Genomic DNA, 17,086 nt, shown 5'->3' on the forward strand with positions numbered 1-17,086 from the left:
TTTAATTTTCTAATTCGTTCAAAATTCGTTTGCAAGCTTGACCATCACCGTATGGGTTGTGTGCAAAACTCATCGCTTGATAAGCGCTTTCATCCGTTAATAGCTGACTTAAACTCTCAACGATCATGTCAACGTCGGTGCCGACTAACTTAACCGTGCCGGCTTCAACCGCTTCTGGTCGCTCGGTCGTATCGCGCATCACTAAAACAGGTTTTCCTAACGACGGGGCTTCTTCTTGAATGCCACCAGAATCAGTCAAAATGATGTGCGCACGGCTCATTAAGTAGATAAATGGTAAGTATTGTTGAGGCTCAATGAGGTGGATGTTATCAATGCCTGCAAGAATACGATTAACAGGTTCACGTACATTTGGATTAAGATGCATTGGGTACAAAATTTGCGTATCTGGATATGCTTTTGCGGTAATTGCCAGCGACTCACAAATACGCTCAAAACCACCACCAAAACTTTCACGGCGATGCCCTGTTACTAAAATGAGTTTTTTGTTTTCATCTAAGAAAGGGAACTGAGCAGAAAGCGTAGCGTTCAAATCACTGTCAGATTCAATTTTGTCTTTCACCATCAGTAACGCATCAATTACGGTATTACCCGTTACTGAAATATCTTTCGGATTAAAGCTTTCTTTCAGCAGGTTTTCTTTTGACGTTGTCGTCGGCGCAAAGTGATATTTGGTTAACGCCCCCGTTAAACGGCGATTACCTTCTTCAGGCCACGGCGAGTAAATATTGCCCGTTCGAAGGCCTGCTTCTACGTGACCTACAGCGATTTGCTCATAGTAAGCTGCTAAGCTTGCAGCAAATGTTGTCGCCGTGTCACCGTGAACTAAAACCACATCAGGTTTGAATTCTTCTAGTACTGGTTTAAGCTCTAACAAAATACGCGCCGTCACTTCATTGAGTGTTTGACCAGCTTTCATTAGATTCAAATCGTAGTCGGGCGTGATTTCAAATAACTCTAATACTTGATCAAGCATTTCTCGGTGCTGAGCCGTCACGCAGCATTTTGCTTCAAAGCGCTCATCGGCTGCTAGAGCATGAACCAGAGGTGCCATTTTGATGGCTTCTGGACGCGTGCCAAAAACCGTAAGGATTTTTTTCTTAGTCATTTTATGAAGTTTCCAACCGACAGGTGAAATGAAAGAGGTGATTTTTTGTTACTTTTGATCTCAGCATTAAAAACACACTGAGACACTTTTTATTCATTTTGAAACAGTCAATTCTCGACAATCCCTTGTAAAACCTAGATATTGATGACTTTTTTAAAACCGTCCCAATAGGCCGCCAAAAGCAGCCTTTCAGTAGCTTGTCGCGCTTTTGAATTGCTATACTTGCTAACAAGCTAAATCTGGGTACGCTACCGCCCTTAGGTTTGGCTCCTAAAGGCAATAGTCACAATTTGTTCGCTTTATGCGGTTTTCATACGGTTTTAAATATGCGGAGCATTTTAGCAAAGTAAGTGCATATTAACCAGTTTGAAATTGACTCTGGTATGACAAACAACTCACCACGCATTCAGCCACCGGAAGCATTGTACGTCTTGCAGGTACTGAGTCCCTATGTGGTAGCGGTTTTCTTGTGCTGCGTCGCAGTAGCGCTTTTCTATATCAATGAAAATATTGCCGTTGCGGTATAGCGAAACGAAGCTTGGGTTGTTGTTTACCGCCAATAACGCTTTAATCTCTGTGCGTGTTAACCCTTGTGGGTAGTGGCTAACCAGCAGCTTCAAGAACTCGCCAATACGCCCTTCCACTCGCGCTATCTCTTTTTCTAAAATGGTGACTTTTTCTTCCGTTGTCAGTTTTTTTAGGCTGATATCGTCCATTTGCCCTCTCCCTAATTCTACTTTTGTTTCTTGACGTTTTTTGTCTGTATTCGCGCTTGGTCTGCCCTAGCCTTTTGGTTTCCTAAGATCTTGGTTTTCTAAGCTATTTTTTTAATAGCTTTGGCTGTGTGAACAAGCGCTTCGTCTGTAAATAATCGAATGGTCACTGCTTAGAATCCGCGCCGTGCGATTTGGATTGAACGAGGGCCTTGATACGTGCTTCGAACGGATTGGTGGTGCTTTTGGCTTGGTAGTCCGCTAGGGCCTGAGAGACGGGCGTGGGTTGTTTGTGAACCATGGGCTTGGCTGCCGGTTGGGTTTTAGCTTCCTTGGTCGATGTAGAAGCAGAAGCCCTTGCTGGTTTAGCCGCTTTTGTTTGCTTAGCCGCTCTAGCCTGCTTAAAGACTGGCGATGAGTCTCGCTTCGCTTTGGCTTGGGCGCTTCTTCTTAGCCAGCTATTCACAAAGTGGCCAATGTGCTCAAAGGGTTTGCGCTTATCGGGGTTAATGTACAGCCACGCTTGCATGGCATGCAGTTCTTGCAGCACATCTAACTTTGGGTAGGTGCGTTCTAATATGGTGGTGAACTCATGATAAATCGGCGCACTGCCCTCTTTGGTGAGCAGGTGAATTACAGCTTCATTCTTTTGGCTTATTGGTTTGGTGGCGTTGGTTTTAGGTGTCGAGATCTCATGTTCTTCAGAACCGCTTGGGGGATCAAGTACATCGGTGTCATCTAAGATGCCGTTTTTCAAGCTCAACTCTGTTTTATGTTCTTTATGAAAGATTATGTGTGCCAGGTGATCACTCTCCGTGTTGGATCTTGAGTCACCCAGGGGAGTGTCTGAATGGTCGGTTTTCTGCGCATATTCTGTCTTCTGTGGGTATTCCGACGAAGCTGACGGTAAACCTGTTTGTTCTGCATTCGCGTTCTCTTGATTCGCTTGGGCTAGATCGGTCTGCTGAATGTGGCTGTCGCTGGGAAGACGCAGCTGATATATGTTGCTGCGCTGGCGTCCTGAATCATCAAACCGCTTTATCCGCTTCACAAAACCTTGTTTTTCGAGCTCGTTAACGTGTCGTTTCACGGTTCTTACCGACACTTCGCAATATTGCGCCAAGTAATTGAGGGAAGGAAAACACACGCCGCGCGCGTCTGCGTTATCGGCTAATTTCAATAACACTAACTTGCTTATTGGCGAGCCGGTTTTTAAGGGGATAAAAGAAAGAATAAGAGAAACACACATGGTTAACGCTCCTTGTTAAATGATCATTCGTACTGAAATCCATTGATTTAAAGGGCATTAACAACACTTTTTGGCGCTTTAGGGGCGAAAGGCCCATGAGATAAGTTGTAAGAAAAGATGTTTGGTTAATCGCCTCGGATAGATATGCAACACCAACCTTATTAAGCAATGGCTTTTCGAAGCACCTCTCATTTTTCTGTATTCCTCTGTTTTCGTGTTATTCCCGCCAACCCCAATCAAGAGCCTTGAAGTACATTGCCCTCCCCATGCAGCAATAAGGTGCTTAATGAAGGCGATAGTTTCTCTTTTTATTTCAGCGTATCAACCCGGAATGGCGAGCATCGAGTGCCGTGCTAACTCCCTCACTCAATCACGTCAGCCGTTATTTTTTAGTGATAGTGATGGGTTTGGCCAAGTACTGAGCTATGAAGTTAACGGTTATAAAGAAAGCCATTTGGAAGGTTGTTATTTTAATGAGGATGAATGCGGTGACACCCCCAGCTATGAGGATATTTGTTGGATGATCAGCCGAGCACGGCGTAAGCAGCCTCTGGGTTATTACGTGATGTATTTACGTTATGTCAGCCACCACCCCGGCTATGAAAAAACCGTAGCCACCAGTCTGCGACAACACATCGCATTGCACCCTGATTTAAAAGAATCGCTATCAACGTCTTTAATCGTCTATTTACAACAACACGAGGATTTATTTTGTCAAACACTCCACCAGCAACTGATCGAGTTCCAAATCAGCCGTTAGAAGCGTCTGTTTTGCCAGAGCGGGCTGACACCAAAGAACGAATTGATTCGGAAGAGCAGGCTAGCAAGATGGAGCTTATCCCTTCGTTAGATCCTTGTTTACCTTCAGCATCCTATTCATTCAGCCTGGTTTCGGTTTTACTCCGCTTACCTCATTGCCCGCCATATTCCTTTATTACTGTGCATTGCAGCGCCACGCCGCCACAGCAAGATGTAGGCGTAGCCGAGATTCGTCGATGGCATAAAAAGAAAGGCTGGCGCGATGTGGGGTATCACTTTGTTATTCGTCGCAATGGGGATGTCCAATTGGGCAGGCCGCTGTCGCAAACTGGCGCGCATGTGAAAGGACACAACAAGGGCAATATTGGGGTTTGTTTGGTTGGCGGTTGTAATGCCGAGCTGCAACCAGAAGATAACTTCACACTTGCGCAGCGCAAGGCACTGTTTGGTTTGATGGCTGCACTGCAAGAGCAGTTCTTGATTTCAGATGAGAATGTTAAGGGGCATAAAGATTGGGGCGTGAATAAGGCGTGTCCTGTTTTGAAGATAAAAGCTTAAGAGCAGATGCGGGATTCGAAAAGTGAGGAAAATAAAGTGAGAGTGGTGCTTTTAGCTCCTCCCCTTTATCACGACTGTTACTTGGCAAAAAATATCCTATACAAGGGGAGGCTGGGAGGGGTTGGTTAGGCATCGCTAGCAACCCCCTCTAACTCCCCCTTCTATTAACATCACCACTCACAATAGTCCGGTGTTCAAGGGGGAGGACCAAAAGCTAAGTCTTCGAATAATTTGAAGAGCAGTTGCGGGATTCGAGTAAGCGAGATGCGAAGAGCTTAAAAGCGGATTCCAGATACTTCGTTCCTCGCCTCTAAAGCAACAGAATGGCGGAATGACAGAGTCGTGAGATTATTAACTTAATAAAAGTAGTCGTCATTCCCTACAGTGAGGGACGAACGTGATAGGGAATCTAATTCAACGGATAAATGGCGGAGCAGAGGTCTCGCTAAGGTTGTCGAACCATAAGGTTATACAGTCAAAGGCTATACATGCGGTCAAAGCCAATCAATAAACCAAGGAGCAGTATGACATTGTTCGGAAGAATATTCGGGAGTCAGTCTTCGATTAGCAAGGGGTTAGATGCACTCACCAACACAGGAGATGCGATGTTTTTTACTGATGAAGAAAAAGCGAAGCACAAGCTGGCACTGCTTAAAGCGTATGAACCTTTTAAGTTGGTACAGCGCTACATTGTGTTGTTGTTCACCATTCCTTATGTGGCACTGCATGTGATGGTGATTCTTGGCTGCATGCACGGTTACGATTGGAAGCCATTAGGGGAAATGACCAATGAAGCGTTTGGTTATCCGGTGCTAGCGGCTATTGGATTGTATTTAACGGGTGGGGTGATTAAAAAATAGATGCGGGTAGCGAGTAAACGGGATGCGAAAAGCTAAAGAGCAGATGCGAGGAGATTAAGAGCAGAGGTGAAGAGCGAGGACAAGAATATGATAGTGGTGCTTTTAGCTCCTCCCCTTTATCACGACTATTACTTGGCAGAAAATATCAATATAAGGGGAGGCTGGGAGGGGTTGATTAGGCATCGCTAGCAACCCCCTCTAACTCCCCCTTCTATTAACACCATCACTCACAATAGTCCGGTGTTCAAGGGGGAGAACCAAAAGCTAAGTCTTCGAATAATTTGAAGATTGGATAAAGAATAGATACGGGTGGCGGGTAGACGGGATTCGAAGAGCTAAAAGAGCAGATTCGAGCAGCGGAGCGGGTAAACGAGTAACAAGAGATGAAGAACGGATTCGAGTGGCGCTTTTCGTATCTCGCCACTCGCATCCCGTTACTGTCTTTAGCTCTTCGTTTACCCGGTTACTCGCATCTCGTTACTGCTCTTTAACTTTATTTCTTGTCGCTCGAATACGCGTAGTTGTAATAACCGTAGCCGTATGAGCTTGATGCTTTCTTCTCGATGGCGTTGAAGATAACGCCTTTCACTTCGATGCCCGATTGTTCGAAGCGGTTGCGAGCTACATCGATCTCTTTAATGGTGTTTTGACCGTAACGCGCGACCATTAATGTGGTGCCAGCGAAGGCGCCGACAATGCTTGGGTCGGTTACCGCAAGTACTGGCGGGGTATCAACAATCACTAAGTCATACTCTTTTGATGCCCATTCCATTAACTCTGCAAAGCGCGGGTGCATAAGCAGTTCAGATGGGTTGGGTGGTACTTGGCCGCGAGTAATAATGTCTAGGTTCTCTAACGGTGTTGCTTTAATGGATTGAGCAAACTCTTGCTTACCGCTCAATACATCAGAAAGGCCGTTATCCCAGTTCACCCCAAAGCTTTGTTGTAGGTAACCTTTACGCATATCGGCATCAATCAACAATACCTTTTGGCCTGTTTTGGCGGCTACTGCGGCAAAGTTGGTCGAGATGAATGATTTACCAATGCCTGGCGCGGGGCCAGAAATCATCAGAATATTGTTTTTCGCTTCTAGCATCGCGAAGTGCAAGCTGGTACGAAGGCCACGTAGTGCTTCAACTGAAAGATCCGCCGGGTTAGATTCAGCAAGCAGCGCTTGAGTCCCTTTAGTTTGCTTCTTCTTCGATTTAAAACGGTTAGTGAGCTCTACCTGCAAATCAGATTTTGGTACCGCTGCATAAACAGGCAGGCCAATTTGTTCAATTTGGTCTGGGCTTTCAACACCTCGGTGGAACGCTGCTTTTACTAACACAAACGCGACACTTAGCATGCCACCCAATAGCGTTGCTAACACAACAATCAGCGGCTTCTTAGGTTTAACGGCGCGAGCATAAGCTTGAGCGTCATCTAAGATACGGACGTTACCGACCGTACCGGCTTTAATAATGCTCAGTTCTTGAACCTTGTTTAAAAGCTGGATGTAGATCTGTTGGTTTACTTCAACATCACGTGTCATACGCAGTACTTCACGTTGTGTTTTCGGCAGCTTTTGCACTTGCTTGTTCAGGCGCTCTCGCTCGCCCAACAACGTTTTACGCTTATCAATCAGTGACTTATATGCCGGGTGATCTTTGGTGAAACGCTGACTGATATCACTTTCTTTAAACGTCAGTTCATTCAATTGCGCTTCAAGCTCTACCATTACCTTCAAGGTTGATTGTGCTTCTAAGCCCAAGTCGATCGATTCGTTCTTTTGGCGATAATTGTTGAGTGTGTCTTCATAGCCAGTTAACTCAGATTTAATGCCCGGAAGGTGGCTTTCTAAGAACTGTAGGCTCTTCTCTGCTTCCGCTGAATTACGTTTCACGTTTTGTAAAAAGTAGATCTGGCTAATGTGGTTCAGTATTTCAGAAATCTGTTGTTTGTTTTCGCCTTCAAAGCTCAGCTTCAAAATACCGGTTTGCTTACCTTGCTCAGACAAAGACAAAGAAGCTTTCAACCATTCGATCGCTTCTAGTCGGCTACGTTGACTAATAGAGAATTCAAAATCGTTATGTGATTCAAAACCTGCCACAAACAAGCTGTAGTCGTCTGCTGTTGCTAGCTCACCCACTTTGCCTTTTAGGATAACGCGCTCATCGTCGCGAACTAATTGGTAAGTGCCCTGCTCGGCATCTAGGATCTGGATCGTGTGCCCGTAGTCGCTCGCATAGCTTGGCATGTTGAAACGGCTAACCGCAATGTGGTTGATGTCGCCAGTTAAGCGTGCAAAGCCTTTGCCGACGATTGGTGCATAGTTAGGAGATGTCACCGTCGTGAGGTTAAACTTATCCACCGTTTCACCCAAGATCATACGAGATTTGATGATCTCGACTTCGGTTGTAGCTGAAGATTCTTGAGAGAACAATTCACCCATATCACCAACCATAGAAGAGATGCCACCAGAGCTTTTCTCTTCAATTTGGATCAGGGCATCCGCTTTGTATATCGGCGTCGAAAGCAAAGCAAACGCAATACCAAACACAGCAAAAACGAATGTGGTGAGCATGATTAGCCATTTAGCATCTAATAAGATGCCAAGCAGTTTTCCTAAATCTATCTCATCAGAGTTATCTGTATGCGATTGCTGAGAGGGTTGTGTTGTCATTTGTTTGCTACTTCCTAAAGTATTGCTATTTAAGAGACGATATATACGCTCCGCGTACTTCTCTTTTATATTATTCCGTTGGTGGCTTTGCCATGCCTACATTTAGAGCATGACATTTAAAAAGCTGTCTATTTAAAACCTACTGCATCTAAAATCTATTGCATTTAAAATCTATTGCATTTAAACCTACAGTTTTTTTGCCCAAGCTTGCGCCGCTTCGTCAATCAGCTTATAAGCGTGTTCAAACGCCTCACGACTTTGACGATAAGGGTCAGGAATGTCTTTCTGGCCAATCCACTGACCAAACAGCATCGTTTTTCCGCGAGCCTCCGGCGATATTTGAGTAAGCGCTTCTAAATGGCCCTTCTCCATCACCAAGATCAAGTCATACTGAGCACAAAGCTGTGGCGTAACTTGCTGAGACTGATGGTTTTCAACATCAACCCCATTTTCAGCGGCGATTAAAATGGCAGTGTCGTCTGCAGGCTTACCAATTAAACGGCTTTTCTCAGCAGCGATACCGGCAGAGGCCACTTCTTTGTTGGGCAGCAAGTTTTGTAAAACTCGCTCTCCAGTCGGGGAACGACAAATGTTGCCCACGCATACGACTAAAATTTTATTAAACATAATGGTCTCTAATTGTATTGGGCTTATAAGCTGGGTTTACTTTTAGATGTAAAAATCAGGTTACACGCACAATGCAACCTGATGATTAATTAGGGTTTATTACAAACCAGGGCTTATTACCAATTACGGACGCGCAACATACCTTCGGTCAGCTCGTTAAAGCCAGAAATGGTAGGCACAAGCTGTCCAATTACACGGTTCCAACGGCTGATGGGTGCTGCCGTTACGTAAACAATGTCGTAAGGTTTTAAATCAAACTCGGTACCAATCACTAAGGCTGATGCATCTTCCATATTGAGTTGGTAGATGTCCGCCATGCGTTCTGATTTATCATCAGAAGTTCGGATCACAAACACACCCGTTGCATCTGCCGTCAGCTGGTTAATACCACCTACGTTGCTGAGTGCTTCGGTTAGGCTCATCCCAACGCGATCAATCTTAAGTAGTTGAGGATCGTTCACTTCACCCATCACGAACACTTTCTGGTTGTCATTACGCGGTACGTGAACAATATCACCGGCTTGCAGTAAGCGGTTTTGGGTTAGGTCACCACGTTGCATTAAACCGTAAAGTGAAAGGTTTTCTTCCACGCCATTGCGGGTTAATGAAACATTACGCCAATCAGCATCTTCAGACAAACCGCCAGAACGGTTCACGGCATCCAGTAACGTTAAAGGGATATTAGTGATTGGCTGCTGGCCAGGTTTAGATACTTCACCGGTAATGTAGGTTTTCTTAGATCGGAAAGCCGCTACGTTTACATCAACTTGAGGGCTTTCGATGTATTTCGCCAAACGTTCCGCTATATCAGAACGAATTTCACGAACCGTTTTTCCTGCCACTTCTACTGTACCAATGTATGGGTAGAAGATGGTGCCGTCTGCATGAACCCAGTTACCCGCTTCTGTGCTGCTACGGTAAGAGCCCGCAGGAATGGTCAGTTCAGGGTGATCCCAGATCGTAATATTTAAGATATCGCCCACGCCGACTTTGTATTCATACTTCGCGATGTCTACGTCGAGTTCAGGGTTGGCTTGTGACACCGACAATGTACCCGTTTGGTAAGTCGATACTGATTGAGCTGTCAGTGGGTAAAGGTTAACCACATCAGAGATATCAGATTCTTGCTGTTCCTCTGAAGGCTGAATCACATTCTTGTTGCCAGTAGAAAGGTGAGTTCCTGGAGTAGTACACCCTGCAAGCAATACAGGAAGGAGCGCTAAAAGGAGACGATTTTTATTAATCTTCATGTTAACCAAGTCATAGAAACGGAATGTGTCGTGATATCCCAAAGGACACCCAAAGAAGTTAGAACAAACAATTTTATCAGCTACGCAGCATTTAATAGAGTTAAGGAGGGCTATTACTGTGATATCGCTCCCACTTAATATCAAAGATAGGAACGCTACCGCCCTTTGATATTCCGCGACATCACACTGCGTAGTTAATCTGCCTCTATCTATCTGGAATTGAGATAGAGGTTTTTTGTCATAAACCGAGCCAAAGATCGGACTTTCACACGGTTATTTTATTGCGTATGCATTATCCACAATTTGTGTTTATTATCAACCTAGTTGAATGGTTAAAGAGCAGATACGGGATGCGAGTGAACGAGTGGCGAAGAGCTAAAGAGCAGATGAGAGTAGCGAGATACGAGTAAACGAAGAGCCTAAAGCCGTGTCGGGATGCTTTTAGCTCCTCCCCTTTATCACAACTGTTGCTTGGCAGAAAATACCAACATAAGGGGAGGCTGGGAGGGGTTGGTAACACATAGATTAATATCCCCCTCTAACTCCCCCTTTGATGAACATCACCGATCAAAAACGAACGGCGTTCAAGGGGGAGAACCAAAAGCTAGACCCAATGAATATCACGATATCTTAAGCTATTCGTTATTCGATTATTCGAGACTGCTCTTTCCCCGCTCTTCGTATCCCGCTTACTCGTCACCCGCATCTGCTTTCGATCTACTTAACGCTACTCGGCCTTTGGAACCAAGGTGAGCGAGCATCGGTTTGATCGAACAAGTTGTATTGCTTGTTCAGCACTTGGCCGCCGTCACGCGTGATCGGTAACCAGGTAAAACCTGCGCGGCTTGAGCTTGGTTTCACGGTAACAAGATCGAACGGAATTGATACATAGAAGCCTTTGGTATAGCTGCCTTCACCATACTCTTCAGTTGTCATGTCGGTTAAGCTGACAAACGCACCGGCAATAACGCCACTCTTGAATTGCTTAGAGAAATCGACACGAGTCCCGATATCACCCGCAAGGAATTTACCGACGCCCACTTTAAGCAAGGTATCGCTCAAGAAGTCCCATTGTGGGGTGTAGTAACCGGTAATAAAGCCCGTCGTACCCTTATCAATCACTTTGTACGTTCGGTTGCTGTTATCAGGATTGACTTGGATCTCTTCATCAAACGTGCCAAACCAGCTTTCTGGATCGCGCTGGCTTATTGCTGTCATGTCTGCGCCAATCGCCCAGTTTTGGTTGAATGGACGATACAGGATTTCGCCACCCACACCCGCGAACATGCTCTCTAGGTAACCGCCGTAAGCTTGGGTGTAGATACCGCTGCCATAGTCTTCAAACCACGTCAGTTGTAAACGGTCTAAACGAACCGGATCATCAACATAAGAGCGGAACAAGGTTCTTACCCTTGGCGTTTGGTCAGTGCCGTCTGATGGGATGGTATAGTTAAACTTGTCGTAGTTATCGACTAAGTTAACGTACAAAGAGCCCGACAGTTCAACATTGTTTAACGCCCAGAACGAAGCGTTGGTGTATAAACCCAAACTGTATAAATAGAAGTTTTCAGCCGAACCGAACGATTGAGCTAGGTTTGGTGAAATCGACACATCGAATCGCTCACGCCCATCATGATAAATAACGGATTTCTTACGCTCTAACTCGTGAGTATCGGTTGCATCACTGGTTTGAGCATTGAGATAACTGTTATTAGCCGCCGCTTTGAACGCTTGTGCATCTACCGTTGTCTCAGTGAGTTCCATCGATTTATCATTTTCGATGATTTTATAAGTATCGATGTAACTCGGCACCGCGTTGGCAATCACGGTCGCACCACGCTCAAGGGCGATATCTCTGTCTCGGTATTTAACCTGAGTACCCTTGACCACAATGCTGTTATCGTCGACCAAGATTTGCGCTTGTTCATAGCCCGCGACCGTTTCAAGTTCTTCTGCAAGGGCCGCCATATCAATATCGTCAACCGTATCGACACCACTTGGGCGCAATTCTGCTGTTTCAGTATCTCGCCACACCGAATACATTTCATTGAAGTTGGTAGAAAGATCGAAGCCAAGGGTTAAAGTATCGCCTCGCTCATAGCTGACTTTCGCCGAACCCCAATCAGTGAAACGATACACAGCTCCGACGTTCCATGGCGTGTGCTGTGTCATGTCGACACCACCACGTACTACAGGGAAGTCTTGAGAGTAATCGTTGCCATCGTATTCAAGCTTTAAGGTTAACGGCTTATAAGGGGTTTGGTATTCAAAGCCGCCATAAATTGCAGCATCGCCTTTAAACCAACGCTCAAAATCGACACTGCCGCCATTGCCTTTAAAATCAGACGGGCGTTCACAATACTTGTCACTGGCTTTGCACAGTGGGTTAGTGAAATTGCCACTGGTGCCCATGTATCCCCAAGCCATGCCCAAAGTGAAATCAACGGGCCCAAAACGCTTGGTTGCCGCGACAAATTCGCCATCGAACAAGCCAGTACCACCGAAGTCACGCACGCCTACTGACACTTCTGGTAAGTAGTACCCTTCTTCGATTAAACGCAGTTTAAAGTCGATGCCTTTATCGGTGTGCTTGGTACAGCCACTGAATGAATTCTGAGAACAGTCTTGATTGCCACTACCGCTATAATACAGGTCTTGCGTTTGTGTGTAACGAATGGTGGTTTCAAGCCAAGGCATCACCTGCAGGCTGACGTTATAAAAGTAGTATTCGTTATTAAACGAAGCACTAAAGTTGAACTCACCTTCTGGGGCCATTCGGCCTGTTGGCATTTGCATCAAGCCAACACCACCAAAGTTCATTTGCGACGTTCTGTATTCTGTGTCGTCGAATGGTGATTTTTCTGCTCGAATCGAAGAGGAATCAATGACTGTCTGTGCTCGAATCGACATGCTATTGGTCATTAATAAAGCACAAGTAACCGATGTGCACACTGCCGATAGAGGGAATGATTTCTGTTTCAGCATTACAGGCCAACCTTATGACGTAGCAAATCGACAATATCTTGGTTCAACGTTGAGTATTCCGATGGCAAAGAGTAGAACGCCATAAATACGATGGCACCTGGTGCTAAGTAAACCGGCTGTTCGTTCCAGTATGCGTATTGAATGGTTTGCACCACGCCATCTGGCTGAACAACATACGCCACACTTTTATCTGCAGATTCACCAATAAAGCCATTCGGTAATGCATCGAGGTAATCATTCAACGTACCATGCTCAATCAGATTCATTGTTACCGACTCTTTCATTGCACCCATCAACTGAATTGACGTTGGTCGTTGTGGTAAGTACAGAGAAAAGGCTTGAGTTTGACTGTCTGACGGCTTGTTAGTATGAGAACTTGAAACAAGCAGTGGGTTCTTATCTGATTGAGAGATAACGGCATTACGGTCTAGCTCAATAAAAACTCGATTGAGATATTGGAAAGAGGCTAATTGTTGGCGCACTAAGTTTGCTTCTGGCTCTTCTACTGCGAAAGCTTCAAGCTGGTTCAGTACATTGCGCTTTTTGGCTTCGATAGCTTGGTTAGCTTCTTTAAATCCAGTAACTGCAGTCGCTTCAGTATTGGTTATATCAAACAGTTGAGCCGAAAGGGGGAAGTAACCAATAGTACCGTTAGCGTTAGAGCTCGCATTCGCGTTTGCGTCGTCTAATACACGAAGCAGTCGAACGTTAGTTTGATACTCAAGCGTCACACCTTGAAGAGGAAGCTCGATTGTTGTTTTAACTGAAGAAGCGCTATTAGTTTTATCAATAGATGCAGCAGTATTAAAATTAGAAGCCGCAGAAGCAGAGCTCAAAACAAACAGAGCGCTCATCATTAACAAAGCTCTCACTACTGGCAACCGACGCCCCGTCATTTTTGATGTATGACTCATATAATTCATCATTTTAGTTCATTACCCTGTTCGTTAATTGCTTTGATAATGCTTAAGGACGGTTAACTCAAGCCTTGTCATATCAGGGCCTAAATACTGTATGGTTTTTACCACTTTGCCTTTGCTGTCGACCCAATATTCGTTGGTGATGTCTTGTTCTAATATTGGGAATTGAATTTTTTCTTGGAACTTCTTGGTATCGATAGACGCTAACGGTGTTTCTACCGTTTGATTCCCCGCATACGTCCGGGTGATGTTTGCTTTGTAGCCAAATCGATAGTTGGGTTGCCAGTCGTAAACCGCTTGCCACTTTTGGGCACCGGGGTTAGCTGACACATCAAACGCATAAGCAGAGTCTGGCGACGAGCTGTTTGCAGAAGAGAATGCATTCAACGGTTGGAATGCCAAACCAGATAGGTTTTCGTAAGGAAGCAATAGCGTTTGTACAATACGTCCATTTTCAGTGACGATCATCGCTTTGTCAGAAGACATCCACTTTAACTGCTCTGCGCCCGTTTGCGGGTTTTCACCGACGTACGCTAAGACCATGAAGATCTTACCTTGGTCATTCACTTCTGCATAAATGCTGGAATAAGGTAAGGTTTGAATGTATTCCTTGGATAGCTCAACATCGGAGCTTCCAAAAAAGGCTTCATCAAAAGTAGAGTTAACGTCTTGAAACTGCTGAGAACAACCAGCAAGAAAAAGACCAAGAGATATGATTAGAGGTTTAAGCATGACGAGTTCTGCTTCCTAGCAATCTGGTTGCTGATGTCCAATATGGAAAATTAATCAATTAGATATAAAAAAACCACTTTATGCTTTCACATAAAATGGTTTTAAACGCCTACTCAAAAATTATCGAGTCGTTGTTGTCGTTGTTGCACCGCTTTCGTTAGAAGCAACCGCTACTGCTGCTGCTGCCGCTACTGCTGCTGTCGCTACTGCTACTGTTGTAGCCGTACCAGTTGCAGCTGCAGATGCACCAGCGCCTGCTGCTGTACCAGTACCTGAACCAGTACCCGCCGCAGCTGTTTCTTCTGCTGCGAATGCAGCACCTGAGAAGCTAACTGCTAATGCAGCTGCTAGAGCCATCTTTTTCATAATGATTTCCATTAATATAAACGTTTATATGCAGAAGATGATTTTCACACCCTCAAACAGTTGCTCAGCTTAAACAACTGATTGATCATGATAGATAATAACCACAATCAAGTAAATGGATAAATCATAAGCAATACCTTATAAAGCATTATTTAGGAAATAGCGTCACATAAAGAGGACCTTCGAGGGTATTTATAGCACTATAAAACACATTGGTACAAGACAGAAACTAGAGCAGAGTAGAATGCCATACTAAAATAAACTAAGAGCATAAGTTCACTATTGAGCTTATAAAATAAACCGCAGCCAACTGTTTGCTATTAGTGAGTAACTAGACTCTGTAGCCAGAGCCTTTACCTAATACGGTTTGAGTAATGTTTGGAGGTCAGTCTGGCATTCTATGTGTAAAGGGTAGAAAAGATGGCTAGTGTATATAGACACCAGCCATTAAAGCTAATTAATCTTCTTTTCTAAATAAAAACCGAATTAAAACTACCGAAAAGCCCAACATACCACCGAATAATGTACCAAGAACAATAATCAAAGCACGCTTAGGTTTATCTCGAGTTATCGGCTGCTCAACATTTTCTAGGTAACGGAACGTTTGAAAATCAACAGAACGGTCAATTTCAAGGTTATTAAGCATATCCAACTTTGCGTCAATCTGCTGAAGACGAGGTTCAATGACACTCAGATTTTTAACAGATTCTAAAGCCTTGATTTTTGCATCTAAACCCTTAGCACCTAAATCAATACTAAACAGCTCCTTTTCATTACCGGTTTGGATTGGTCTATCGACGCCTGCAGACTTAGCAATTTGGGAAGCGTATTTTGCTCGCTCAGTTTCGACCAATAATTGATTGCTTGCCTGACTTTCTAAGATTCTTTTCTGTTGAATCAACTCATTTTTTTTGCCACTAACTACGGCATATAAATTATTGAACGCATCTTGATGCACTTTTGATTCTGTAGCCAAAACGTAATCTGTTAATAGATTGAAACTACTCTCTTTGGTTGTTGTTTGAAAAGTAATGATATACGGTGACCTAGGGTCATTCCTATCAACTTTAGAGGCGGAGACTCTATCGAACCATTTATTATATAACACTCTAGTTTCATCGGTACTACTCTCAGAGCTACTGCTAAATACAGAATCTTTAAACTCTTGGAATTCGGTACTTTCATCTAAGAAAGCTTTCTTATTGTTAGTTGAGTTAAATGCATTTACAAAGCGTTGGAATAACACCTCTGAACTCACTAAACGATTAAGTTCGTTGCTAACAAGGACCGTGCCATCTTCTTGATAGAGATCAAAAACAGGTTGAAACTGCTTCACTTGGCGTTGATACGCAGCCAAATTTTGAGGTTGAGGCTCTGTGATCTTTGCATTAGAAGACCACCATTCTTGAGACAGAAAAGCCAAACCAATACTACTAACAAAAAATAAAGCAGTAACCAATATCACAATTAATTTTCCGTCCCACAGGGCTCCAAACAGCTCCCTCATATTAACGTCATCATTCGTTGCGTACATTGGTGAATTTTGCGGGGAGTACGATTGTGGTTGCGTCTGCTGCTTCACTGTAAGTCTCTCAAAACATCTGAATTTAATAACGGCAGGATGCTATCACACCGTATGCTTTTAATCTTGTGTGGTTTGTAAACGTTATGAAAACGGTTTTCAGACTACTCACAATTGACTGTATTCTAATTCAATCGGCACTTTGCATGCAAGATAGCCACAGGCTGTTAACTTAACTTTCCCAGTAACCTTCGCCATCAACTGTATCTGTATGGGCATCAGTTTAGGGTTTTCTACGTATATTAGGCGGTTGCTCGCCTAGGGTAGTGGACAAGATGCCGATCGTTTTACTCTCCATGGATTACTGCTTGCGGTGATGCTTGTTGGTTTTGCATCAACACTCGGGCTGATTTTTAGCAATACCGCGGCTTGTTATACCAATGGTAAGTAGCAGTGCCATTCGAAGGATTGTTGAACGACTTCCTAGCTAGCATAATACTGAACTCGTTCAATTCAAAAAAACGGTGTTAAAAAATTCGCGCAATATTTGCTCCAGTTTACAGTCAAAACTGGAATTCAAGATCAAGAAACGTCCTAGATGAAAGGAGCGAGTATGAAAAATACGGTTTACATTCACCTCATAAAAAGGCTTACCAGTTATGGGGGGAGTTCCAATTAGAGCTTAACTGCGATAGAGAAAGATCACGTAGATCATTCCCCCTTCTTTTATCTAGCAGCCAAATACACTAAAATA

General features: G+C 44.2%; 14 protein-coding genes and 1 pseudogene. 4 read left to right on the forward strand and 11 right to left on the reverse strand.

From position 1 onward, the window contains the following. Position 1: 1 nt before the first annotated feature. The 3 genes from wecB to AB6E52_RS05435 all read right to left on the reverse strand — a co-directional run bounded on the left by wecB (position 2) and on the right by AB6E52_RS05435 (position 3,088). Positions 2-1,126: a non-hydrolyzing UDP-N-acetylglucosamine 2-epimerase gene (gene wecB, locus AB6E52_RS05425; protein WP_102320640.1), complete on the reverse strand. Its 1,125-nt coding sequence runs from the start codon at positions 1,124-1,126 to the stop codon at positions 2-4. A gap of 395 nt (positions 1,127-1,521) precedes the next feature. After that, complete coding sequence (locus tag AB6E52_RS05430) at positions 1,522-1,842, reverse strand: hypothetical protein (protein ID WP_102320641.1); 321 nt, start codon at positions 1,840-1,842, stop codon at positions 1,522-1,524. A gap of 163 nt (positions 1,843-2,005) precedes the next feature. Continuing rightward, positions 2,006-3,088 (reverse strand): helix-turn-helix domain-containing protein, encoded by a 1,083-nt coding sequence (locus tag AB6E52_RS05435; RefSeq protein ID WP_102320642.1) that lies wholly within the window; start codon positions 3,086-3,088, stop codon positions 2,006-2,008. 286 nt (positions 3,089-3,374) lie between these two features. Between AB6E52_RS05435 and AB6E52_RS05440 the strand changes: the two genes are divergently transcribed. The 3 genes from AB6E52_RS05440 to AB6E52_RS05450 all read left to right on the forward strand — a co-directional run bounded on the left by AB6E52_RS05440 (position 3,375) and on the right by AB6E52_RS05450 (position 5,265). Further along, a complete protein-coding gene (locus AB6E52_RS05440) occupies positions 3,375-3,848 on the forward strand; it encodes a hypothetical protein (RefSeq protein WP_102320643.1) in 474 nt (157 codons plus the stop codon). 11 nt (positions 3,849-3,859) lie between these two features. Next, positions 3,860-4,405: an N-acetylmuramoyl-L-alanine amidase gene (locus tag AB6E52_RS05445; protein WP_102320644.1), complete on the forward strand. Its 546-nt coding sequence runs from the start codon at positions 3,860-3,862 to the stop codon at positions 4,403-4,405. Positions 4,406-4,929: 524 nt separating this feature from the next. Beyond that, positions 4,930-5,265 carry a hypothetical protein gene (locus AB6E52_RS05450; RefSeq protein ID WP_029224976.1) on the forward strand — a complete coding sequence of 112 codons (336 nt, stop codon included), beginning with the start codon at positions 4,930-4,932 and terminating at the stop codon, positions 5,263-5,265. 493 nt (positions 5,266-5,758) lie between these two features. Here AB6E52_RS05450 and AB6E52_RS05455 read toward each other — a convergent pair whose 3' ends face one another. From AB6E52_RS05455 to AB6E52_RS05490, 8 genes are all read right to left on the reverse strand, one after another. Continuing rightward, entirely contained in the window at positions 5,759-7,930 is a 2,172-nt protein-coding gene (locus AB6E52_RS05455) for a polysaccharide biosynthesis tyrosine autokinase (RefSeq protein WP_102320645.1), read from the reverse strand. Between the two features lie 186 nt (positions 7,931-8,116). Continuing rightward, entirely contained in the window at positions 8,117-8,557 is a 441-nt protein-coding gene (locus AB6E52_RS05460) for a low molecular weight protein-tyrosine-phosphatase (protein ID WP_017069276.1), read from the reverse strand. Positions 8,558-8,673: 116 nt separating this feature from the next. Next, entirely contained in the window at positions 8,674-9,807 is a 1,134-nt protein-coding gene (locus AB6E52_RS05465) for a polysaccharide export protein (RefSeq protein ID WP_102320646.1), read from the reverse strand. Between the two features lie 717 nt (positions 9,808-10,524). Further along, positions 10,525-12,792 (reverse strand): YjbH domain-containing protein, encoded by a 2,268-nt coding sequence (locus AB6E52_RS05470; protein ID WP_102320647.1) that lies wholly within the window; start codon positions 12,790-12,792, stop codon positions 10,525-10,527. Next, complete coding sequence (locus AB6E52_RS05475; protein WP_372134453.1) at positions 12,792-13,706, reverse strand: capsule biosynthesis GfcC family protein; 915 nt, start codon at positions 13,704-13,706, stop codon at positions 12,792-12,794. The genes AB6E52_RS05470 and AB6E52_RS05475 overlap by 1 nt, the downstream gene beginning before the upstream one ends. A gap of 33 nt (positions 13,707-13,739) precedes the next feature. Then, entirely contained in the window at positions 13,740-14,444 is a 705-nt protein-coding gene (locus tag AB6E52_RS05480) for a YjbF family lipoprotein (RefSeq protein ID WP_102320649.1), read from the reverse strand. 120 nt (positions 14,445-14,564) lie between these two features. After that, positions 14,565-14,810, reverse strand: a complete 246-nt coding sequence (locus tag AB6E52_RS05485; RefSeq protein WP_017060480.1) for a hypothetical protein — start codon at positions 14,808-14,810, stop codon at positions 14,565-14,567. Positions 14,811-15,267: 457 nt separating this feature from the next. Continuing rightward, positions 15,268-16,392 carry an LPS O-antigen chain length determinant protein WzzB gene (locus AB6E52_RS05490; protein ID WP_029235106.1) on the reverse strand — a complete coding sequence of 375 codons (1,125 nt, stop codon included), beginning with the start codon at positions 16,390-16,392 and terminating at the stop codon, positions 15,268-15,270. 163 nt (positions 16,393-16,555) lie between these two features. Between AB6E52_RS05490 and AB6E52_RS05495 the strand changes: the two are divergent. Next, positions 16,556-16,744, forward strand: a pseudogene (locus tag AB6E52_RS05495) (MATE family efflux transporter); the annotation flags it as partial. Between the last annotated feature and the right edge of the window lie 342 nt (positions 16,745-17,086).

Origin of the sequence: Vibrio sp. 10N.247.311.13 (genome assembly GCF_041467595.1) — a bacterium.
Taxonomy (GTDB): Bacteria; Pseudomonadota; Gammaproteobacteria; order Enterobacterales; family Vibrionaceae; genus Vibrio; species Vibrio crassostreae_C.